The following is a 20465-nucleotide window of genomic DNA, read 5'->3' as shown; positions in this document are numbered from 1 at the left end:
GCTGGCGCGCAGGCCGCTATCGCTTGCGCGTCACGAGGGAGGCGGCATGGACGGAGCGCTTCTTACCCTTCACGACCCGGCGAAATGCGTCAGCCACCGGCTTCGCCACCGTGTCGAGGACACGCTCGAACAGGATGAGGCTGGCCGAAATGATGATGGCGAGAAGGCAGCAGGTGCCGATCGTGATCCCGAGCACGCCCGGCGTCGGCAGCACCATGATGCAGATCAGCCCGATCGAGGCGACGGCGGGAACCCATTTGCTCATGGCAGCGAACTCAGTGAAAGCCAGCATGAACATGGCGCTTTACTGATTACGATTTGATCAATGACCGGAATTTTTTCTGCTTGGGTACTGCGATCTCCGTATCCGACGCGAAGTATTTTGGTGGCATACTGTATGATAACTGACTTTCATATTTTATCCGGATGATATTGATTCCGTGATTGATCCGGGTAAAATAGCCGTCAGACAGGAGGCGGCGATGGCCAGGGACGAACGGATCTACACGGCCTTTCATGGCGGCAACCGCCTGGCGCGCGGAGCGCCGGGCGACGTCTTCGTCACGGTGAAGGCGCTGCTCGCGGAGGATGTGAGCGCCCAGGTCCTCGTCTTCGATGACGCCACGGGACGCACGGTCGATGCCGACCTGCGCGGATCGGAGGCCGAGCTGCGGGCTCGGCTCGCGGCGCCGGAGCCACCGGCGCGGGGGCCGGGCCGGCCGAAGCTCGGCGTCGTCGCCCGCGAGGTGACGCTGCTGCCGCGCCACTGGGACTGGCTCGGCGCTCAGCCGGGCGGAGCCTCGGTGGCCCTGCGCCGGCTCGTCGAGGAGGCGCGCCGTGCCGATTCGGGTCCGGAGGAGCGGCGGCGCGCCCAGGAAGCCGCAGACCGCTTCATGGCGACGGCCGCCGGCGACCGGCCCGGCTACGAGGATGCGGCGCGGGCGCTCTATGCAGGCGATGCGAAAGGCTTCGCGGCGGCGATCACGGCATGGCCGGACGACCTGCGCGAGCACGCCGCGCATCTGGCCGAACCGGCATTTCGCCCGGCTTCCGGCTGACGGGATCGGGTTCCCGTCTCGCCCGTCGGTGCAGGGCGAGGCCGAAGCGATCCAGCCGGGACCGGCGCGTGACGCTCAGCGCGCGCGGCGGCGGCCGGGCTTCGCCGCCCATTCCACCGGGCGGACCTCGGTCGCGGAGGCCTGCATCGCCTCGAGCTGCGAGGCGCGGGCCCGGATCCAGCTCGCATGCTCGCCGGTGGGCGTGACGGCGGTGAAGCCGCCGCAGGCGGTGCGGGCGCGCTTGTCCTGGCGCATGGCGCCGCTCGACCAGCTCACCACGCCGACCATGCGGCCGTTGCGCAGGATCGGCCCGCCGGAATCGCCGAGGCAGGCACCGGCGCCGGCCGTCTCGGCGAGGCGGCGCGCGTCGGTGACCACCGTGACCCGGTTGGCGACCTGGAGCGAGCCGATCGAGACGAGGCGGGCCGTGCGCAGGGTGCGCGCGGTGCCGCGCTTGTTCTCGGCCACCACGCCGAAGCCGGCGATGTCGACGCCCTCGCCGGAATCGATGGAGCCGTTGCCGCTCGGATCGAGGGGGCGGAAGCCGGGGCCGACGGGCTGGGCGAGCTTCAGCATCGCCAGGTCGATGCCGGGCTGATCCTCCGGCGAGGTGCCGGGCACGAAATCGGGATGGGTTGTCGCCGCCAGGGCCGGGATGCGCCGCTGCCTGAAGGAGGGATCGACCACCACGACGCTGTATCCGGCCTGATGCTGCACGCAATGCGCGGCGGTGAGGACGAGATCCTGCGCGATCAGCGTGCCGGAGCAGATCTCGCCGGTCGTGCTCTCGATACGCACCACCGAGGCGCGCAACCCGTCGGGATCGCGGCTGACCTGACCCTGCACCACGGCCTGGGCTGAGAGAGGAACGAGCCCGAGAACGGCGCCGGCAATCGCGGCACGGACGGGACCTGCGGCCATGGTGTTGTCTCCAGCGCCCGGCGCGCCTCGAAACCTTCGGACGTCCAGGCTAGCCGAAGCCAATGCCCTGGCCAAGCTGGAGTTCCCTGGCGAAGATGGCCTGCGGCGCTCAGTGTGACCAACGCGCGGCGCTGCCCCAGCCCGCCAGGGTCCGGTCGATCCAGGCGCGCTGCGGCCCGACTAGCACGCCTTGCGTGAGGCCGCCGCAGACCTTCTGCACCCAGGCCGCGACGGCGAGCACCCCGCTGCCGTCCGAGATCGGCCCACCGGAATCGCCGTTGCAGCCGCCGGCCCGGGCCGCGTGCAGCCAGACCAGGATGCGGCTCGGCCCGTGCGGCTCGACCACCGGCAGATCGACCAGACGGAATGTGCCGGTGGAGCGGAAATCGTCGCCGCGCACCGCGCCGTAGCCGCCGAAGGTGAGGGACTGGCCCTGGCCGGGCATCGCATCGCTCAAGGCCGTCGGCACGAATCGGGCGGGCAGGGGCTCACGCGCGCGCACAAGGGCGAGATCGATCGAGCGCGTGCGGCCGCGAATCGCGTCCGCGTCGTAGCCCGGATGGACCGCACGGGCCGCGACATCGAGCAGAACGGGCTTGCCGGCCTCGTCGCGAAAATGAACGCGGTTCTCGGCGAAGCCCTGCACGCAATGGCCGGCCGTGAGCACCGCATCGCGCGCCACCACGACGCCGGTGCAGGCGCCGCCCTTCGAGGTGAGCACCATCACGGCGGAGCGCGCCTCGGCCGAATGCGGCGCGTCGCGGCCGCCCGTGATGGCAGCGGCGGAGCCGAGACCGAGGCCGCAAAACGCCAGCAATACGAAGCTGGCAAGCCGGCCCACGCCGTGTCGCGCCCTGTGCATCGAACACCATCTCTGCGGGAGGTGAAGCATGACCCCGATACGCGTCGCGGATCTCGGCGTCGAGCCGGTGAGCCTCACCGAGATGCGCGGCTACTTGCGGCTCGACGATGACGAGAGCGGCGAGGATGCCCTGATCACTGGCCTCATCACCGCAGCCCGCGCCAGCATCGAGGCGGCGACGCGCCGGCTCGTGCGGCCGGCCCGCTACCGGCTGATGCTCACCGCCTGGCCGGCCGGCGGCGTGCTGCCGCTGCCGCTCAGCCCACTTCTGTCGGTCGTGCGGGCCGGGATCGTCGGCGCGGATGCGGTGGTCGAGGAGATCGACACCGGCCTGCTGCGCGTCGGCCCCGACCCATGGGAGGCGCCCTGCCTGCGCGTCGACCCGGCCGTGCCGCTGCTGCTGCGCAAGGCCGCCCTGATCGAGGTCACCGCCGGCTGCGGCGGCGACGGGCCACCCGTTCCGGCCCCGCTCGCCCAGGCGATCCGCATGCTCGTCGCCGACTGGTTCGAGAACCGGGGAGATGCGACCCCCGACAACCTGCTCGCACCGCCGCCGGCCGTCGCCGAACTCGTGGCGCAGCATTGGCTGATGCACCTCTAAACGCTCCGGACGCCCGGCCCCCTGCGCGCCGCCTTTTCCTCGCCCGCGCCAAACCGCCGTGGAGCGGGCCGGCGCAGCGCGCGGCGGCGCCCCCGGGCGGGGACGAGGCCCGCCTTCCACCATCGGAACGTTCCCCATGACCCACACGCCCATCGGCGCGCGGCGGCGACGCTTCGTGCTCGAAATGCCTCTCGACGCGCCGGACGGGTTCGGCGGCAGCCTGCGCCGCTACGTGGCCGGGCCCGTGGTCTGGGGCTCACTCGAACGCGCTGAGACCGACGCACGGCGACGCAACGGCCGCGGGGATGCGGCTGTCGTCTATCGCCTCGCCCTGCGCTGGCGCGCGGGGGTGTCCCCCGAGATGCGCCTCGCCGCAGGCCCGCGCCGCTTCGCCATCCGCTCCGCCGCCGACCCGGATGGCGGCCGCCGCGACCTCGTCTGCGAGGTCGAGGAAATCTCACCGGGAGAGGCGGCATGACGAGCCCCCTGCTTCCCCTGCGCGCCGCCATCCTCGCCGCACTCGGCGGCGACGCGATCCTCGCGGAGGCCATGGGCGGCGCGCTGCGCCTCTCCGACGAGCCTCCGCCGGGCGCCGTGCCGCTCTACGCCGTGTTCGGCGACGCCGAGGCCCGCGACGATTCCGTCGACGGCGCAAGGCGATACCGGATCAGCCTCGCTCTCACCGTGTTCGGCAAGCGCGGCTCGACCCGCACCGCCCTCGACGCCGCCGAGCGCATCGCCGCGCTCGTCGACGGAGCCGGGCTCACGCTCGACGGCCACGCTCTGGGCTGGCTGCGCCTCGATGCCATGCCACCCACCGTGACGAGGCCACCGGCGAGATCCGGGCCACGGTGAGGCTGACCGCCGTCACCGATGCCATCGCCCATTGAATCTCGCCGCCATTGCGAGGCGAAGCCGACGCCATCCAGGCCACCGCGATCGATGCTGCCCTGGATTGCTTCGCTGCGCGCGCAATGACGGGGGAGGTGTTTGATCGCAATCGAGAATCCTGGAGCCCATCATGACCGCCCAGAAAGGCAAGGACCTGCTTATCCGGGCCAGCGACGGTGCCGGCGGATACGTCGCGGTGGCCGGCCTGCGCGCCCGGCAGATCGCCTTCAACGCCGAGGCCGTCGACGTGACCAACGCGGATTCCGCCGGGCGCTGGCGCGAGCTGCTGGCCGGCGCCGGCATGCGCCGCGCCTCGATCTCAGGCTCCGGCGTTTTTCGCGATGGCGCCTCTGATGCCCGGCTGCGCCAAGCCTTCTTCGATGGCGCGATCGACGCCTACCAGGTCGTGGTGCCGTCCTTCGGCACCATCGAGGGCCTCTTCCAGATCACCAGCCTCGAATACCGGGGCGACCATGCCGGCGAAGTCACCTTCGACATGGCGCTCGATTCCGCCGGGCCGCTCGGCTTCACGGCGCTCTGAGCCGATCACACCCTCGTCCTACCCAAATCCCCTCATCCTGAGATGCAGGTGGGATTTTCCAAAGAATCCGGAGCCCCCATGCCCAATCGCAGACGCGGCGAGGTGCCGCTCGTCTTCGGCGGAGAGCGCTACACGCTCTGCCTCACCCTCGGCGCGCTGGCCGAGCTGGAGGACGCCTTTCAGGCCGGCGACGTGGTCGGTCTCGCCAAGCGTTCCTCGACCGGCCGGCTCTCGACCCGCGACGTCATCACCCTGCTCGGTGCAGCCTTACGCGGCGGCGGGCACGATCTCGACGACGCGGCGGTCGCCCGGCTGCCGCTGGCCGGCGATTTCGCCGCGGTGGCGGCGGCCGTCGGCGAAGCCCTGGTTGCCGCTTTCGGCGAGGCGGAGATGCCGCCGGACCCTCGCGTGCCACGGAGGGCGTGACCTCGGAGGCCGCCGCCTTCGCCTTTCCGTGGGACGATGCCCTGGCGCTCGGGCTGCACGCCCTGCGCTGGACTCCTCAAGCCTTCTGGGCCGCCACGCCGCGCGAACTCGCCGCCTCCTCCGGTGTGAGAGGCACGCCCGCCGCCAGCCGGGCCGATCTCGACCGCCTGCTCGCCGCCTTCCCTGATCCGTGAGTGCACCATGGCCGATACCGACCTCGACCGCGCCAATGCGAGCCGGGCGCGGCAGCTCGAAACCCTCGACCGGCTGTCCAGACGCTTCGGGCAGAGCCTGTCGTGCGCCCTCGCCACCAATCTCAATGCCGGGCGCCAGCTCGACGGCGTGCTCGGCACGCTCGCCACCAAGCTGTCGAGCATCGCCCTCAAGGCGGCGCTGACGCCGGTCAGCAAGGGGCTGGCAAGCCTGGTCAAAGGCCTCCTCGGCGGCGCCGGGGAGGCGGCTGCCAGCGCCTTCGCCCGGGGCGGTGTGATCGCGGCCGGCCGGGTCAAGCCCTTCGCCAGCGGCGGCATCGTCGCCGCGCCAACCTATTTTCCGATGCAGGGCGGGACCGGCCTGATGGGCGAGGCCGGCCCCGAGGCGATCCTCCCCCTCCGGCGCGGCAGCGACGGCCGCCTCGGCGTGGCCTCCTCCGGCGAGCGCCCGGTCTCGATCAACGTCAGCATCGCCACGCCCGATGCCGAGAGCTTTCGCAGGTCCGAAGCACAGGTCGCCGCGAGCCTGGCCCGGGCGGTGGCGCGGGGCCGCAGGGCGTTGTGAGCCTCCAGACCCGCCCGCTCCACCCCGCGCTTCCGAGGACCCAACATGCCCTGCGACTTCCACGAGGTCTGCTTTCCCCTCGACGTGGCGCTTCGCGGCAGTGGCGGCCCGAGCCAGCTCACCGAGATCGTCGCGCTGGCCTCAGGGCGCGAGCACCGCAACAGCCGCTGGGCGGATTCCCGGCGGCGCTACGATGCCGGCCTCGGCATCCGCACGCTCGACGCGTTGCACGCCGTGCTCGCCTTCTTCGAGGAGCGGCGCGGGCGCCTCTACGGCTTTCGCTACCGCGACCGGGTCGACTGGCGCTCCGGCCCACCGAGCCGCGCGCCCGCGCCCACGGACCAACCCATCGCCACCGGCGACGGCAGCACGGCCGCCTTCGCCCTTGCCAAGACCTACGGCAACGGTCCTGCCCCCTATCGCCGCGCCATCACCAAGCCGGTGGCCGGCAGCGTGCGGGTTGCGGTGAACGGCATCGAGCTGCCCTCCAACGCGTTCGCTTGCGATGTCACGACCGGGCTTGTCACCTTCGCCGCCCCTGCCGTGCCGGCGCCGGGCGCGGCGATCACAGCCGGCTACGCGTTCGACGTGCCGGTCCGCTTCGACACCGACGACCTCGTCATCGACCTCGCCGCCTTCACCGCCGGCGAGATCCCGAAGGTGCCGCTCGTCGAGATCGTGCCGTAGCGCCACGCGCTGCGCACAACCCGTCCCACCCACCGCCCTAATCCTGAGGTGCGCAGCGCAGCGGAGCCTCGAAGGAGGGCTCCAGCGATCGCGCGATTTCTGAAGGCCTCCTTCGAGGCTGCTGCGCAGCACCTCAGGATGAGGGGGATGGTTGGGCCTCACGCAACCCGGAGCCCCCGATGCGAGAAATGCCCGCCGCTCTCGCCGCGCGCCTCGCGGAGGGCGCAACGACGCTCTGCCATTGCTGGTCACTGACCCGCCGCGACGGCGTCGCGCTCGGCTTCACCGACCACGACCGCGACCTCACCCTCGACGGCCTGACCTACGCCGCCGGCAGCGGCCTCGAAGCGGCGGAAGCGAGCGCCGAGCTCGGCTTCGCCGTGGGCGGCGGGGACGTCGCGGGCGCGCTGAGTTCCGCCGGCATCGCGCCCGACGATATCGCGGCCGGGCTCTATGACGGGGCGAGCGTCGAGACCTGGCTGGTCGATTGGAGCGCGCCCGAGGCGCGGCTGCTCCTCGACGTCGCCACCCTCGGCGAGATCCGTCGCGCCGGCACGGCCTTCGTGGCGGAACTGCGCGGGCTGATGCAGGCGCTCGACGTCGAGCAAGGCCGTCTCTACCGCGCCACCTGTGACGCCGAACTCGGCGAGCCCCGCTGCGGCATCGATCTCGCCGATCCGCGCTGGCGGACCAGCGGGACCGTGCTGGCGCTGGCCGGTCCGAGCCGGCTGGCCGTCGGCCTCGGCGGCGCTTTCGCTGAATGCTGGTTCGCGGCCGGGCGCCTGCGCTGGATGTCGGGCGCCAATGCCAGCCTCGACGCGGATCTACGGGCGCACGGCCGATCCGGCACCACTGTCACCCTCGATCTCTGGCAGCCGCCGGCCCGCGCGATCAGCCCCGGCGATGCCTTCACGCTCACGGCCGGCTGCGACAAGCGCTTCGCGACCTGCCGCGAGAAGATCGCGAACAGCCTGAACTTCCAGGGCTTTCCGCATATGCCCGGCAACGACTTCGTCATCCGCCCGGCGCCGGGATCGAGCACCGCGCTCGATGGCGGAAGCCTGTTCCGGTGACCCGGTGAACCCTCCCCATGGAGGGGAGAGGGCTTTGTGCGCTTCAGATGAGAGAGCCGCATGTCGCCACCCGATCTCGCCCGTGCCCTGGTCGCCGAAGCCCGCGCCTGGATCGGCACGCCCTATCGCCATCAGGCGTCGCTCCAGCATGTCGGCTGCGATTGCCTCGGCCTCCTGCGCGGCGTCTGGCGCGGGGTGCTCGGCCCCGAACCGGAGGCGCCGCCGCCCTATGCGGCGAGCTGGGCCGAATCCGCGCCCGGCGGCACCGACCCGCTGGTCGAGGCGGCGCGACGGCATCTCGTGCCGGTTGAGGCAGGCAGCGAGCCTGCGGCCGGCGATGTCCTGCTCTTCGCCTTCCACGCGCATCTGCCGGCCCGGCACTGCGCCCTCGCGACGGGCGAGGGCACGATGATCCACGCGCATGACGGTGCGGCCGTCACCGAGGTGGCGCTGACGCCCTGGTGGCGGCGGCACCTCGCGCATGTCTTCCGCTTCCCGGAGACGCCCTCATGGCAACCCTGATCCTGGGCACGGTCGGCGGCGTGGTCGGCACGGCTTTCGGCGGGCCGATCGGCTCGGCGATGGGCAAGGTGCTCGGCGCGGCCGGCGGATCGCTCATCGACGGCGCGTTGTTCGGCGGCGGCACGCGCTATGTCGAGGGGCCGCGCCTCAGCGACGTCGCCGGGCTGACCTCCACCGAGGGCGAGCCGATCCCGCGCGTCTACGGCCGCGCCCGCCTCGGCGGTACGCTGATCTGGGCGACGCGGCCGCTCGAAGTGGCCAACACCCTTGTGCAGCGCTCGTCCTCGGGCGCGAAGGGCGGCGGCTCAAGAACCGTCACGACGAGCTATGGCTACTACGCCAACATCGCGGTCGGGATCTGCGCTGGCGAGATCGCCTTCGTGCGCCGCGTCTGGGCCGATGGCCGCGAGATCGACCTCACCACGCGAGCGATGCGCGTCCATACCGGCCGCGCCGACCAGGCGGCGGACCCGCTCATCGTCGCCAAGGAGGGCGCGGATCGCGCGCCTGCCTATCGCGGGCTGGCCTACGTCGTGTTCGAGCGGCTGGCGCTCGCCGATTTCGGCAACCGCATCCCGCAGCTCGCCTTCGAGGTGGTCCGGCCGGTCGACGGCATCGCGGGGCACATCAGGGCGGTCTGCCTGATTCCCGGCTCCACCGAATTCGGCCTCGATCCCACGCCGGTCAGCGTCGATGCCGGTCTCGGCGCGACGCGGCCGGCCAACCGCTTCCAGCTCTCCCACGCCAGCGACGTCCTCGCCTCCCTCAACGCGCTGCAGGCGCTCTGCCCGAACCTCAAGAGGGTCTCGGTGGTGGTGAGCTGGTTCGGCAGCGACCTGCGCGCCGGACACTGCAAGATCGCCCCGCGCGTCGACAGCCTGACCAAGGCGACCATTGGCGACAGGTGGAGCGTCGCCGGCCTGACCCGGCTCACGGCGGGCATGGTCTCGCTGGTCGATGGAAACCCGGCCTATGGCGGTACGCCCTCGGATGCCGGGCTGGTGCGCCTCGTGGCGGAGCTGAACCGGCGCGGGCTCGGCACCGTGCTCTACCCGTTCCTGATGATGGACGTGCCGGCCGGCAACGCCCTGCCCGATCCCTATCGTCCGACGCAGAGCCAGCCGGCCTTTCCCTGGCGCGGGCGCATCACCTGCGATCCGGCGCCCGATCAGCCCGGCAGCCCGGACGGGACCGCCACGGCTGCGGGCCAGGTGGCGGCCTTCTTCGAGGGCTACTGCCGGCTGGTGCTGCATTACGCCGGCCTGCTGCGCGCCAGCGGTCTCGCCGGCTTCATCATCGGCAGCGAATTGCCGGGCCTGACCCGGGTGCGCGGCCCAGATGGCTATCCTGCGGTCGAGGCGCTTCGCGCGCTCGCACAGGATGTCCGCGCAATCCTCGGGCATTCCGCGAAACTCGTCTACGCGGCTGACTGGACCGAGTACGGAGCCCATGTCCGCGAGGGCGGCGCGACGATCCGCTTTCCCCTCGACGCGCTCTTCGCCGATCCGGCGATCGACGCGGTCGGCATCGACTACTACCCGCCGCTCTCCGACTGGCGCGACGGCGATGCCCATGCTGACGCGGCTTTGGCCCCCACGATCTACGACCGCGCCTATCTGAAGAGCCGCCTCGGCGCGGGCGAGGCCTTCGACTGGTACTATGCGAGCGACGACGACCGCGCGGCCCAGATCCGCACCCCGATCAGCGACGGCGCCTACCGCAAGCCATGGATCTACCGGGCGAAGGATCTCGTCGCCTGGTGGTCGAACCCGCATGTCGAGCGCGACGGCGGGATCGAGACGCGCACCACGGCCTGGGTGCCGGGCTCGAAACCGATCTGGCTCACCGAGATCGGCGTGGCGGCGGTCGACCGCAGCACCAACGGCCCCAACGCCTTTCCCGACCCGAAATCCTCGGAGAACGCCCTGCCGCCCTTCTCCCGCGGCAGCCGCGACGCGCTGATCCAGGCTCGTGGCCTGGAGGCCATTCTCTCCCGTTTCGACCCGGCCATGACCGGTTTCGAGCCGGCTCATAATACGGTTTGGCCAGGGAGCGGCCTGCGCATGGTCGACCCGGAGGGCATCTTCGTCTGGTGCTGGGACGCGCGGCCGTTTCCCGCCTTCCCAGCCTTCGACACGGTCTGGTCCGATGCCAGCAATTGGGCGCTCGGTCACTGGATCACAGGACGGAGCGAGGGCCAGGAACTCGACCGGTTGATCGCCGCGATCCTCGCCGCCTTCGGCATCACCGCGCCGGCGACGATCGCGGCGGACGGTTTCGTCGATGGCTTCGTTATCGACCGACCGCTCTCGGCGCGCGGCGTGCTCGAAAGTCTCTGCGGGCTCTTCGGCCTCGACGTGTCGGTGGCGGCAGGGCGGCTGCTGATCCGCGGGCCGCAGGCGGCACGGCCGATCACCCTCTCGGTGGCCGATCTCGTCGAGCCGCAGAATGGGAGCGCTCCGCTGAGCCACATCCGCGTCGAGGACGGCGCCCTGCCCCGCAGCCTGGAGATCGGCTTCAGCGACGGCGAGAGCGACGAATACCGGCGTGCCACCGCCGCTGCCCTGCGCCCGGGCGGCACGCGCCGGCGCGAGAGCCGCATCGAGGCGGCTATCGTCTCCCGGCGCGGTGCCGCGCAAGCCCTGGCGGAGGGTGCGCTCGATGCCGCGCTTGCCGCGCGCGACACCGCACGCTTCTCCGTCAGTCCGCGCCGGCTCGACCTGGAGCCGGGCGACCGGCTGATTCTGCCCGACGGCAGCCTGCACCGCATCACGCGGATCAGCGACAGTCCCTCGGGCCGGGCGGTGGAGACTGCCGGAGCCCCGGTCGTGACGGCAGATGGCGGAAATGCGCTGACCACCGACACCCGCTCGCGTGCCGGACCGCCGGCTCTGCCCGGCCCGCCCTTCGCGGTCGCGCTCGACCTGCCCGTCACCCGCGGCGATCCGGGAGCGCTGCAATACCTCGCCATTGCCGCCGATCCGTGGCCCGGCCTGATGGCCGTCTGGCGCGCGGCCGGTCTGGGCGCGCCGTTTATCGTGCAGCGCCTCGTCGAGCACCCGGCCTGCCTCGGGTCCACGCTGTCGCCGCTGCCGCCGGGACCGCTCTGGCGCTTCGACCGCGCCGCGAGGCTCGATGTCACGCTTCGGCATGCCGAGGGCTTCGCCTCGGTGGACGAGGGTGCGGCGCTGGCCGGTGCCAATACCTTCGCGCTGATCGGCTCCGACGGCACGACCGAAATCCTGTCTGCCGCCTGTGCCGAGCTGATCGGCGCCGGCACCTTCCGTTTGACCACCCTCCTGCGTGGGCTTGCAGGCAGCGAGGCCGCGGCGTCGCGGACCGTGCCGGCCGGCGCGCTGATCGTGCGCCTCGACGACGGCGCTGTGGTCCCCCTGGTCGAGCGCCTCGACGAGGCCGGCCGCGAATTCGCCTACCGTGTCGGCCCCGCTGACCGCGACCCGGGCGATCCCGCGGTGACCGGCTTCACGGCGGTGGCAGGGCTCGCCGCATTCCGACCCATGCGCCCGGTCTACCTGCGGGCGCGGCGCGAGGCGGGGGGCGTCCGCTTCACATGGATCCGCCGGTCGCGGCGAGACGGCGATGCCTGGGAGCCAGCCGACATCCCCCTCGACGAGGCGAGCGAGGCCTATGCCCTCGACCTCTATCGCGACGACGGCAGCCTCGTCCGCACCCTCTCCGCCGACATGGCGAACGCGCTCTACGCGACCGCCGACGAAGCTGCCGATTTCGGGGGTGCCCAGACGATGATCGACGCCGCGATCGCCCAGATCGGCGGCATCGCCGGGCGCGGACCCTCGACCCGCGTGCGGGTGCCAATCAGATCGGCCTGAAGGGGTTCGAACGACGTCCATTCCCTGTCCCCGCGCGGGGACAGGGAACGCGCAGGTCCGTCAGATCGACCTGGACCCATTCGACCTCACCCACACGGAGCCCATCCGATGGCGGACACCACGCCCCGTCTCGGCCCGCCGCTGCTCGCGGCGGCCCAGGCGCAGAAGCACGTCACGCACAACGAGGCGCTCGCCGCCCTCGATGCGCTGGTTCAACTCGCTTGTCTCGACAAGGACTTGTCTGCGCCGCCAGCCGACCCGGCAGAGGGCGATCGCTATCTCGTCACTGCGGCCGGCCCGACCGGGGCCTGGGCCGGCTTGTCGGGCCAGGTCGTGCGCTTCGAGGATGGCGTCTGGATCGGCGCCGGGCCCCGGCCCGGCTGGCTCGCCTACCTCGTCGACGAGGCCGATCTTTACGTCTTCGACGGCACGACCTGGAACAGCCTCAAGACGAGTCTCGCCACCATCCAGAGCCTGGCGCGGCTCGGCATCGGCACGAGCCCCGACGCCACCAATCGCTTCGCGGTGAAATCCGATGCCGCCCTGTTCTCCTGGGACGACCTCACCCCCGGCTCGGGCGACCTGCGGCTGACGCTCGACAAGCAGGCGGCGGCGCGGGATGCCGCGCTAGCCTTCCAGACCGGCTTCTCGACACGGGCGCTGTTCGGCACCCTCGGCTCGGACGACGTTTCGCTGAAGGTCTCGCCGGACGGCGCCGGCTTCATCACGGCGCTCACGGCCTCGGCTGCGACCGGACAATTGTCGCTTGCGCGGATCGTGGCGCCGCTCGAGGTCAGCGCCCAGGCCGGCGCGCTGCCGGAGGCTCCATTGCAGACCGCCCTGCGCGTCTCCGGCGCCGACGGACAGCCGGCAGGGCTGGTGCTGGACGGCTTTGGAGCGGGCGCGGCGGGCGCGATCAGGTTTCGCACGGCCGGAGGCACGGCGGCTGCGCCCGCGGCACTGGCCAGCGGCGCGAGCCTCGGCCGGGTCTCCGCCCTCGGCCACGGCGCGACGGGCTATGCTGCGACGGCGCGGGCCGAGTTGTCCTTCCTCGCGACGGAGCCCTGGACCGACGCGGCACAGGGGACGCGCGTCGCGATCCGAACCACGCCGGCCGGCAGCACGGGCAGCGCCGAGGTCTTCTCCGCCGAGGCCAACGGTGCGGTAAGGCTGGCGCCGCTCGCCGCGGCCCCCACGACGGGCCTGGCCCTGGGCCAGCTCTATGCCGACAGCACCGCGACAGCCCTAAAGTGGCACACCGGCGCCGCCTGGGCCCGGATCAGCAACTTCGCCAAGTTCGCGGCGGCCACCAATTTCGACAACTACATCCCGGCCGCGGCCTGGACGAAGGTGCAGTTCAACAGCGCCGACAGCAACGACCAGGGCGCCTTCTCGGCCGGGAGCAACCGCTTCGTGGCGCCCGAAGCCGGCCTCTACGGGTTCGACGCAGCCGTCGTCTTCAAGGCGAACGGCAGCAATGCGCCGAGCGCCTTCGAAGCTCAATTCTACCGGAACGGCAGCCCGGCTGGGCGAGGCCGCGCCTGCGCCACCGGCGCGCTCGTCAATGGCGTCACCGCGCTCGGCCTCACCTCGGCCCTGACGCTCGCCGCTGGCGACGCCGTCGAGGTCTTCGTCCGCTTCACCGGCGCGGATGGCTACGTCGCGGCAGGCGATTCCCTCTTCGCCGGCCGCCAGATGGCGTGATCAGCCGACCCAGCGCAGCCACACCAGCATGCACAGCATCAGGCAGAGACCGGCCACGATCACGGCCGCGGCGGCGTCGAGAGACCACACGGCGCGGTCCCAGCGCTTGTCCTCAGGCGTCATCGGCTTCCTCCCGATCGGGAGGCCCGCATAGCGCAGTCGTGTTGCCCGAAAATTTCGGCCGACGGCTCAGCGACTTCCCTCGACATCACGGAGACCGACCATGACCGCATCCGCGATCATGACGCCGCTCGGCATCGCGGCGCTGAAGGCGCGCGAGGGCGTGCGGCTCAAGGCCTATCGCGACAGTGTCGGCGTGCCGACCATCGGCTACGGGCACACCAGGGGTGTGATGCTCGGACAGGTGATCACGCAGGCGCAGGCGGACGCGTTCTTCCTCGACGACCTCGCCTCGCACGCCCTGCCGATCCTCACCTGCATCACGGTGCCGGTGGCCGATCACGAGCGCGACGCGCTGATCTCGATCGCCTTCAACATCGGCATTGGCGGCTTCCAGCGGTCGCGCTTCCTGCGCGCGCTCAATTGCGGCGACCGGCGGGCCTGCGCCGAAGCCATCCTGCTTTGGCGAAAGCCGCCCGAGGTCGTCTCGCGACGGCAGGCCGAGCACGACCAGTTCGTGACGCCCTACGCCAAGGCTGCACCCCGTGCCCGCCGGGGCGACGCCCATCCCGTCGCCCTGCCCGCACCCGCCCAACCGGCGGGCGCCGCGCCGTCCGGCCGGCTCGCCGAGCTCCGGCAGCGCATCCGCCGGCTCCTGCCGACCTGAACCCCGCTCGCCCCGCATCGTCCGCTCATCGAGGAGACAGCCATGCCCGTCACCAATCACATCCGCGGCCTCGCCATTGCCGCCGGCCTGCCCGCTGCCGTCGCCGCGGGCTGCACGCCGGCTCAGGCCGCTGCCACCGAGGCGATCGTGAACTGGGGCGATGCCGTCATCGCGGGCGCGCAGATGCTCAGCACGGTGCTGGTGCCGCTCGCCGTCACCGCGGCCGGCGCCGCCGCGGCGCGGATCGCCGGTCCGTTGCGCTTCCTCGTCACCACGACGCTCGTCGAGCGGCTGGTGCGCAACGCCGCCGACTACGCGCTCAACGCCGTTGCCGGAGCGGTACGCGGCAAGAGCCTGACGATCCCTCTTGGCTCCGCCGTGATCGCCCATGCCGTGCAGCGGGCGCTCGACCAGGCGCCGGCCTGGCTGATCGAGGCGGCGGGCGGACCCACCGGCATCGCCGAGAAGATCTTTCGCAGCCTTCCGCTCGAAGCGGGGCCAATGCCGCCAACACCCTCGCGCCCACTCTCGACGCCGCGCGCCGGCACCGGGCGGTCACCTGAGGTCACTGAGCGTGCCGCACGAGACCATCCCGGCCCGTGCGGCGATCGGGGAGAGGGAGGGCGCCATGGACAAGATCGCCCTGGAGGCCATCCACCTGCTCTTCAGCGACGGCGGTGCCGGCTGGATCGTCGCTGTGCTGCTCGGCCTCGCCTGCCTGCACCTGCACCGCGAGAACCTGCGCGCGCTGGAGGCCCGGATCGAGGAGACCGGCACCACGGCCACCGCCCTGGAGCGGGCCTCGCAGACCAACGCCGCCGTCGCCGCGGCACTGGAGAGCCGCACTCGCGTGCTGGAGGACCTCACCCGGATCTCCAGTGAGATCGCACGCGGGGTCGACCGCAGCGACGAGCGCTCGCGCGAAAAGTTCGACGAGATCCTGCGCCGGATCGGCGAAGTCCGGCTCGGTGGCCAGGGATGAGGGCGCGGCGGCTTGTCACTCAGCCGCCCGTCACGACGAGGGAGAAAGCCGGCATGACCCGCCTGTTCACCCGTGCGAGAGCCCTGCCCTCCGGCCGGCCCCGGACCCGGAGTGCCGCCGTGATCCGGCGGCTTCACGCCGCGCGGCGCAGCTTCGACCTCTCGGTGCTGGCGTTGCGCAAGGCTGCCCTGGATCATGTCGACCTGCAGGACCTCGCGAGCCTCGCCCTGCAGGCCAACCTCACCCGCCTCGTCGAGCGCCTCGGCGCAGATGCCTGAGCGATCGGGGCTCGCGGACCCTGTGGGCGATGCCATGGCCTTCGCATGGAACCGCGCCGATCCGCCGGCCTTATGTCCAGTCTTGTTTCCGGCGCAGGGTGGCGGGCGCCTTCGACGCGGCGCGATTGCATGAAGTATCTCGGATCTCGAACGGCGGCGGCTATTCAGCACGCATTCAGTGCCTCGGTTCGACAAGGAGGCACCATGCATCACGCGCTTGCCATGCTGCTTGCCGTCTCAGCCGTCGCGGTGATCGCGACGGGTGCTGTTGGCACGCTCGCCGAGGAGACCGAGGGACCGGCGCCGGTCAAGACGCGCCCTCTGGGCCGGATCGAAGGCTGCCTCTCGCCTGCCGACATGCGCGAATCCGTCGCCGAGAAGCGCGTTGTCCCGCCACTCACCGCGATCCGCGCGGCGCGCAACGTCTATCCGCGCGCCGAGATCCAGCGGGCGACCCTGTGCAAGCAGGAGGCCGGGCTCGTCTACGTGCTCACGGCCCTGCGCCGCGACGGGCAGTTCGTGCGAGTGATGGTGGACGCCCAGTCCGGGCAAGTGCATGGACAATAACGTGAGCGCGTCCCCTTCGGGGCGCTGCCAAACGAGGGGTGGCTGAGGTGCGTCTGCTCGTCGTCGAGGACGACCGGGATATCAACCGGCAGGTGGTGAAGGCGCTGGAGGAGGCGGGCTACGTCGCCGACACGGCCTTCGACGGCGAGGAGGGCGGCTTCCTCGGCGAGAGCGAGCCCTACGACGCGATCATCCTCGATATGGGCCTGCCCAAGACCGACGGCGTCACCGTGCTCCAGAACTGGCGCCGGGCCGGGGTGAAGACCCCCGTCATCATCCTCACCGCCCGCGACCGCTGGTCGGACAAGGTCGACGGCTTCGATGCCGGCGCCGACGACTACGTCACCAAGCCCTTCCACATGGAGGAGCTGATGGCCCGGGTGCGCGCGATCCTGCGGCGTGCCGCCGGCCACGCCACCTCGCAGATTTCCTGTGGCCCGGTGGTGCTCGACACGCGCTCCGGTCGCGTCTTCGTCGACGGCAACCCGGTGAAGCTGACGAGCCACGAATACCGGCTGCTCTCCTACCTGATGCACCATACCGGCCGTGTCGTCTCCCGCGCCGAGTTGACCGAGCATCTCTACGACCAGGACTTCGACCGGGACTCGAATACGATCGAGGTCTTCGTCGGCCGTCTGCGCAAGAAGCTCGCCGTGGACCTGATCCAGACCGTGCGCGGGCTGGGCTACCTGATCGATGGGGCGCAGACGAAGGGGTAGGGACGATCAGATCTTGCCGAGATCGGCGCGGATGACCTCCTCGCCCGTAAACAGCCGCGACAGAGCATGACCGACCGCTTCTCCTGGCTGCCCATGCGCCGCCGCTCGATCGGCGTGCGCCTCGCGGTCTCGGCGCTGCTGTCGAGCGCGGCAATCCTGGTCATCGCCGCCTGGATCCTCACCACGCTGTATCGCGAGAATACCGAGCGCAGCTTCGACAGCCGGCTGCTGGTCTATGCCAACAACCTCGCCACCGATCTCGTCAGCCCCGATCCGGAGGCGCGCTCCTTCGCGCTCGGCGATCCGCGCTTCGACCTACCGCTCTCGGGCTGGTACTGGCAGGTGGGCCATCCGGATGCGAAGCCGCGCGATCTGCGCCAGTCCCGTTCCCTCGTCGGCGTGCCGCTCAAAGGGCCCGACACAGCCGGCACGGCGACGATCGGCCAGATCCGCCAGGGCTACGGGCACGGCCAGGACGATCGGCTCCTGCGCATCGTCGAGCGCGACGTCGATGTCGGCCAGGACGGGCGCTACACCGTGCGCGTCGCCGGCCCGGCCGACGAGATCGTCAATGACGTCGACCGTTTCCGCTTCTCGCTCGCCGTGACCTTCGGTCTGCTCGGCCTGTCGCTGGCGGTGACGGCCATGCTCCAGATCCGATTCGGTCTCGCGCCCCTGAAACGGCTGCGTGCGGCGCTCGGTGCCATCCGCCGCGGCGAGGCCGATCACATCCCCGGCGAGTATCCCCACGACATCGCCCCGCTCGCCAGCGAGACGAACCTGCTCATCGACACCAACCGCGAAATCCTGGAGCGCGCCCGCACCCAGGTCGGCAACCTCGCCCATGCGCTGAAGACCCCGCTCTCGATCATCGTCAACGAGGTGGGCGCGAGCGACGCCCCGCCGGAGCTTGCCGAGAAGATCCGCGAGCAGGCTGCGGTGATGCGCGACCAGGTCAATTACCACCTCGACCGCGCCCGCGCCGCGGCGCTCGCCGGCACGCTCGGCACCTCGACCGAGATCGAGCCGGCTCTGGCCGGCCTGGTGCGCACCTTCGGCAAGATCTACCGCGACAAGGACATCGCCTATGAGGTGCGCGTGCCGCCCGGCTTGCGCTTCCGCGGCGAGAAGCAGGATTTCGAGGAGATGGTCGGCAACCTCGTCGACAATGCCTCGAAATGGGCAAATGACCGCGTCGTCATCGCGGCCGCGCCGGTGGCCGACCACGATTTCGCCCGCCTGCTCATCACCATCGAGGATGACGGCCCCGGCCTGCCGGAGGAGGATCGCGCTGCGGTTCTCGCCCGTGGGCGTCGGCTCGACGAGAGCAAGCCGGGCTCCGGTCTCGGCCTCTCCATCGTCGCGGATCTCGCCGCGCTCTATCGCGGGCGCTTCCGCCTGGAGGCGGCGGCCCTCGGCGGCCTGCGCGCGGTGCTGGAGGTGCCCGGAGACGGGCCGGCGGCTGCCGCACAGCGTTAGTCCGTCGCCGTTACCATCCGCCTGCTCTGTGTTAAGCCGCATGCGCGGCACGAGACGGCTCCGCGCATTCAGGCTCCCATGACGGCGATCTGGTTCATCCTGGCAATCATGACCGGTTCGGCCGTGCTCGCGCTGCTATGGCCGCTCGCCCGGCGCGAAAAGACCGAGCAAGGTTCGTCCGGTGAGGCCGGCCTCTCCACCGAGACCGCCTTCTACGAGGACCAGCTCGCCGAGATCGAGCGCGATCTCGGCCGCGGCCTGATCGGCCCGTCGGAGGCCGAGGCCGCGCGCACCGAGGCTGCGCGACGCCTGCTGCGGGCGAGCCGCGAGGGCCGCATGGAAGAGGCCGGGCCGATCGCCGAGCCGCATCTGCGCCAGCGCCGTGCAGCCTCCGCCTTCGCGCTCTCGACCGTGCCGCTGGTGGCGCTCGTGGTCTACGGGCTCTACGGCTCCCCCAACCTTCCTTCGCAGACCGAGGCCGACCGCAAGACTGCGCAGCAGGGCGGCGAGGGCATGATGAAGGCGATCGCCCAGGTCGAGGCCAAGCTCGCCAGCAACCCGAACGATGCCCGTGGCTGGACCGTGATCGCGCCCGTCTACATGCGCATCGGCCGCTTCGATGATGCCGCCCGCGCCTACGAGCAGGTGGTGCGTCTGCAGGGTGAGAATTCGGAGCGGCTCGCGAACTGGGGCGAGGCCATGGTCGCGGCCGGCGAGGGCGCCGTCACGCCGCAGGCCCGCAAGCTGTTCGAGCGCGCTCTCAGCCTCGACGCGACCTCGGCCAAGCCGCAATTCTATCTGGCGCGTGGCGACGAGCTCGCCGGTAACCCGGCAGGTGCTGCCAAACGTCTCGAAGCGCTGGCTGCACAAGGTCCCGAGGACGCGCCCTGGATGGGCCTCGTGCGCCAGAACCTCGCCCGCCTGAAGGGTGAGGCGCCCCCTTCCGAACCGTCGAAGGCCGAGGCGGATGCCAAGGCCGCGTCTCCGAAGCCGGACGAGCCTCGCCCCACCGAGGCCAAGCCTCCGGCGAGCCCGGCTGCCGGCCTCCAGTCGCTGCCGCCGAACGAGCGAATGGCCGCGATCCGGAGCATGGTCGAGGGCCTCGACCGGCGTCTGGCCCAGCAGGGCGGAAGTGCCGAGGAGTGGATGAGGCTCGTGCGCTCCTACGGCACGCTCGGCGAGCGCGACAAGGCGCGCGAGGCATTGGAGCGCGGCCGCACGGCGCTCGCCGACGATGCCGAGGGCCGCGCCCGGCTCGAGGCCGAAGCCAAGGCGCTCGATCTCGCCGAGCCCGGCCGGCAGGGCGATGCAGGCGCTGCCTCCCAGCCGCAGCAAGCCGGGAATGCCTCGCCGCAGGCTGATGCGGCCCTGCGCCCCGATCCTCGGCCTCACGCGATGATGCCGTCGGAAACCTCCGGCGGAGCCGCGGACGGGGCCGCCGCCGCGATCCAGGCGATGCCTGCGGCCGAGCGGGAGGCTGCGGTCCGCGGCATGGTGGCAGGCCTCGATCGTCGCCTGGCGGCTAAGGGCGGCAGCGTGGATGAGTGGATGCGGCTGGTGCGCTCCTATACCGCCCTCGGCGATCGCCCGGCCGCGGCTGGCGCTCTGGACCGCGCCCGCATGGCGCTCGCTGCTGACGCCGGCGCCCTCCAGCGTCTCGACGGCCTCGCCCGCGATCTCAACCTCAGGACCGCTGCCGCCGGCCAATGACGTGGCAGCACGGCCCGCGGCACGGCTTC

25 protein-coding genes are annotated in these 20465 nt (G+C 71.5%); 20 read left to right on the top strand and 5 right to left on the bottom strand.

Annotated features, from left to right (window positions below; translation table 11 throughout):
- Nucleotides 1-16 precede the first annotated feature (16 nt).
- Complete coding sequence (locus MGN01_RS07205) at nt 17-265, bottom strand: hypothetical protein (RefSeq protein ID WP_147045914.1); 249 nt, start codon at nt 263-265, stop codon at nt 17-19.
- A gap of 217 nt (nt 266-482) precedes the next feature.
- Here MGN01_RS07205 and MGN01_RS07200 point away from each other — a divergent pair, with 217 nt between their 5' ends.
- Complete coding sequence (locus MGN01_RS07200) at nt 483-1058, top strand: DUF2239 family protein (protein WP_147045913.1); 576 nt, start codon at nt 483-485, stop codon at nt 1056-1058.
- 75 nt (nt 1059-1133) lie between these two features.
- On the opposite strand, the gene MGN01_RS07195 is transcribed toward MGN01_RS07200, so the two are convergent.
- Entirely contained in the window at nt 1134-1979 is an 846-nt protein-coding gene (locus tag MGN01_RS07195) for a S1 family peptidase (protein ID WP_147045912.1), read from the bottom strand.
- A gap of 109 nt (nt 1980-2088) precedes the next feature.
- Nucleotides 2089-2841 (bottom strand): S1 family peptidase, encoded by a 753-nt coding sequence (locus MGN01_RS07190; RefSeq protein ID WP_147045911.1) that lies wholly within the window; start codon nt 2839-2841, stop codon nt 2089-2091.
- A gap of 28 nt (nt 2842-2869) precedes the next feature.
- Here MGN01_RS07190 and MGN01_RS07185 point away from each other — a divergent pair, with 28 nt between their 5' ends.
- The 12 genes from MGN01_RS07185 to MGN01_RS23995 all read left to right on the top strand — a co-directional run bounded on the left by MGN01_RS07185 (nt 2870) and on the right by MGN01_RS23995 (nt 13914).
- Nucleotides 2870-3442, top strand: coding sequence for a head-tail connector protein (locus MGN01_RS07185; RefSeq protein WP_147045910.1), 573 nt, complete (start codon nt 2870-2872; stop codon nt 3440-3442).
- 136 nt (nt 3443-3578) lie between these two features.
- Entirely contained in the window at nt 3579-3920 is a 342-nt protein-coding gene (locus MGN01_RS07180; protein WP_147045909.1) for a head-tail adaptor protein, read from the top strand.
- Complete coding sequence (locus tag MGN01_RS07175) at nt 3917-4297, top strand: DUF3168 domain-containing protein (RefSeq protein ID WP_306437166.1); 381 nt, start codon at nt 3917-3919, stop codon at nt 4295-4297. The genes MGN01_RS07180 and MGN01_RS07175 overlap by 4 nt, the downstream gene beginning before the upstream one ends.
- A gap of 166 nt (nt 4298-4463) precedes the next feature.
- Nucleotides 4464-4874 (top strand): phage major tail protein, TP901-1 family, encoded by a 411-nt coding sequence (locus tag MGN01_RS07170; RefSeq protein WP_147045908.1) that lies wholly within the window; start codon nt 4464-4466, stop codon nt 4872-4874.
- A 78-nt stretch (nt 4875-4952) separates the two neighbouring features.
- A complete protein-coding gene (locus tag MGN01_RS07165) occupies nt 4953-5300 on the top strand; it encodes a gene transfer agent family protein (protein WP_147045907.1) in 348 nt (115 codons plus the stop codon).
- A complete protein-coding gene (locus MGN01_RS07160) occupies nt 5297-5494 on the top strand; it encodes a phage tail assembly chaperone (RefSeq protein ID WP_147045906.1) in 198 nt (65 codons plus the stop codon). Before MGN01_RS07165 ends, MGN01_RS07160 begins: the two co-directional genes overlap by 4 nt.
- A gap of 7 nt (nt 5495-5501) precedes the next feature.
- Nucleotides 5502-6077, top strand: coding sequence for a phage tail tape measure protein (locus MGN01_RS07155; RefSeq protein WP_147045905.1), 576 nt, complete (start codon nt 5502-5504; stop codon nt 6075-6077).
- Nucleotides 6078-6122: 45 nt separating this feature from the next.
- A complete protein-coding gene (locus MGN01_RS07150) occupies nt 6123-6764 on the top strand; it encodes a DUF2460 domain-containing protein (protein WP_147045904.1) in 642 nt (213 codons plus the stop codon).
- Nucleotides 6765-6943: 179 nt separating this feature from the next.
- The gene (locus tag MGN01_RS07145; protein WP_147045903.1) at nt 6944-7837 is read left to right on the top strand and encodes a phage/gene transfer agent baseplate hub protein; all 894 of its coding nucleotides are present in this window, start codon (nt 6944-6946) and stop codon (nt 7835-7837) included.
- Nucleotides 7838-7897: 60 nt separating this feature from the next.
- Entirely contained in the window at nt 7898-8359 is a 462-nt protein-coding gene (locus MGN01_RS07140; protein WP_147045902.1) for an NlpC/P60 family protein, read from the top strand.
- Complete coding sequence (locus tag MGN01_RS07135) at nt 8347-12210, top strand: baseplate multidomain protein megatron (RefSeq protein WP_147045901.1); 3864 nt, start codon at nt 8347-8349, stop codon at nt 12208-12210. The genes MGN01_RS07140 and MGN01_RS07135 overlap by 13 nt, the downstream gene beginning before the upstream one ends.
- 108 nt (nt 12211-12318) lie before the next feature.
- Complete coding sequence (locus MGN01_RS23995; RefSeq protein WP_210246070.1) at nt 12319-13914, top strand: DUF2793 domain-containing protein; 1596 nt, start codon at nt 12319-12321, stop codon at nt 13912-13914.
- Here MGN01_RS23995 and MGN01_RS24385 read toward each other — a convergent pair whose 3' ends face one another.
- Nucleotides 13915-14037, bottom strand: a complete 123-nt coding sequence (locus MGN01_RS24385; protein ID WP_280178538.1) for a hypothetical protein — start codon at nt 14035-14037, stop codon at nt 13915-13917.
- A 100-nt stretch (nt 14038-14137) separates the two neighbouring features.
- Here MGN01_RS24385 and MGN01_RS07125 point away from each other — a divergent pair, with 100 nt between their 5' ends.
- A complete protein-coding gene (locus MGN01_RS07125) occupies nt 14138-14701 on the top strand; it encodes a lysozyme (protein WP_147045900.1) in 564 nt (187 codons plus the stop codon).
- Nucleotides 14702-14823: 122 nt separating this feature from the next.
- Here the strand turns inward: MGN01_RS07125 and MGN01_RS23935 are convergent, their stop codons facing one another.
- On the bottom strand, nt 14824-14973 hold the full coding sequence (locus tag MGN01_RS23935) for a hypothetical protein (protein WP_174804569.1): 150 nt from the start codon (nt 14971-14973) through the stop codon (nt 14824-14826).
- Between the two features lie 302 nt (nt 14974-15275).
- Between MGN01_RS23935 and MGN01_RS07115 the strand changes: the two genes are divergently transcribed.
- The 6 genes from MGN01_RS07115 to ccmI all read left to right on the top strand — a co-directional run bounded on the left by MGN01_RS07115 (nt 15276) and on the right by ccmI (nt 20436).
- Nucleotides 15276-15683: a hypothetical protein gene (locus MGN01_RS07115; RefSeq protein WP_238257656.1), complete on the top strand. Its 408-nt coding sequence runs from the start codon at nt 15276-15278 to the stop codon at nt 15681-15683.
- Between the two features lie 53 nt (nt 15684-15736).
- Nucleotides 15737-15961 (top strand): hypothetical protein, encoded by a 225-nt coding sequence (locus MGN01_RS07110; protein WP_147045898.1) that lies wholly within the window; start codon nt 15737-15739, stop codon nt 15959-15961.
- 204 nt (nt 15962-16165) lie between these two features.
- A complete protein-coding gene (locus MGN01_RS07105; RefSeq protein ID WP_147045897.1) occupies nt 16166-16528 on the top strand; it encodes a PepSY domain-containing protein in 363 nt (120 codons plus the stop codon).
- Nucleotides 16529-16575: 47 nt separating this feature from the next.
- On the top strand, nt 16576-17247 hold the full coding sequence (locus MGN01_RS07100) for a response regulator transcription factor (RefSeq protein WP_147046042.1): 672 nt from the start codon (nt 16576-16578) through the stop codon (nt 17245-17247).
- A gap of 66 nt (nt 17248-17313) precedes the next feature.
- The gene (locus MGN01_RS07095) at nt 17314-18726 is read left to right on the top strand and encodes a sensor histidine kinase (protein ID WP_147045896.1); all 1413 of its coding nucleotides are present in this window, start codon (nt 17314-17316) and stop codon (nt 18724-18726) included.
- A gap of 78 nt (nt 18727-18804) precedes the next feature.
- Entirely contained in the window at nt 18805-20436 is a 1632-nt protein-coding gene (gene ccmI / locus MGN01_RS07090) for a c-type cytochrome biogenesis protein CcmI (RefSeq protein ID WP_147045895.1), read from the top strand.
- Nucleotides 20437-20465 lie beyond the last annotated feature (29 nt).

It is taken from the genome of Methylobacterium gnaphalii (genome assembly GCF_007992215.1).
In the GTDB taxonomy this organism is placed as follows: domain Bacteria; phylum Pseudomonadota; class Alphaproteobacteria; order Rhizobiales; family Beijerinckiaceae; genus Methylobacterium; species Methylobacterium gnaphalii.
The sequence above is the reverse complement of the archived record's forward strand: the minus strand, read 5'-3'. Positions and strand labels throughout refer to the sequence as shown.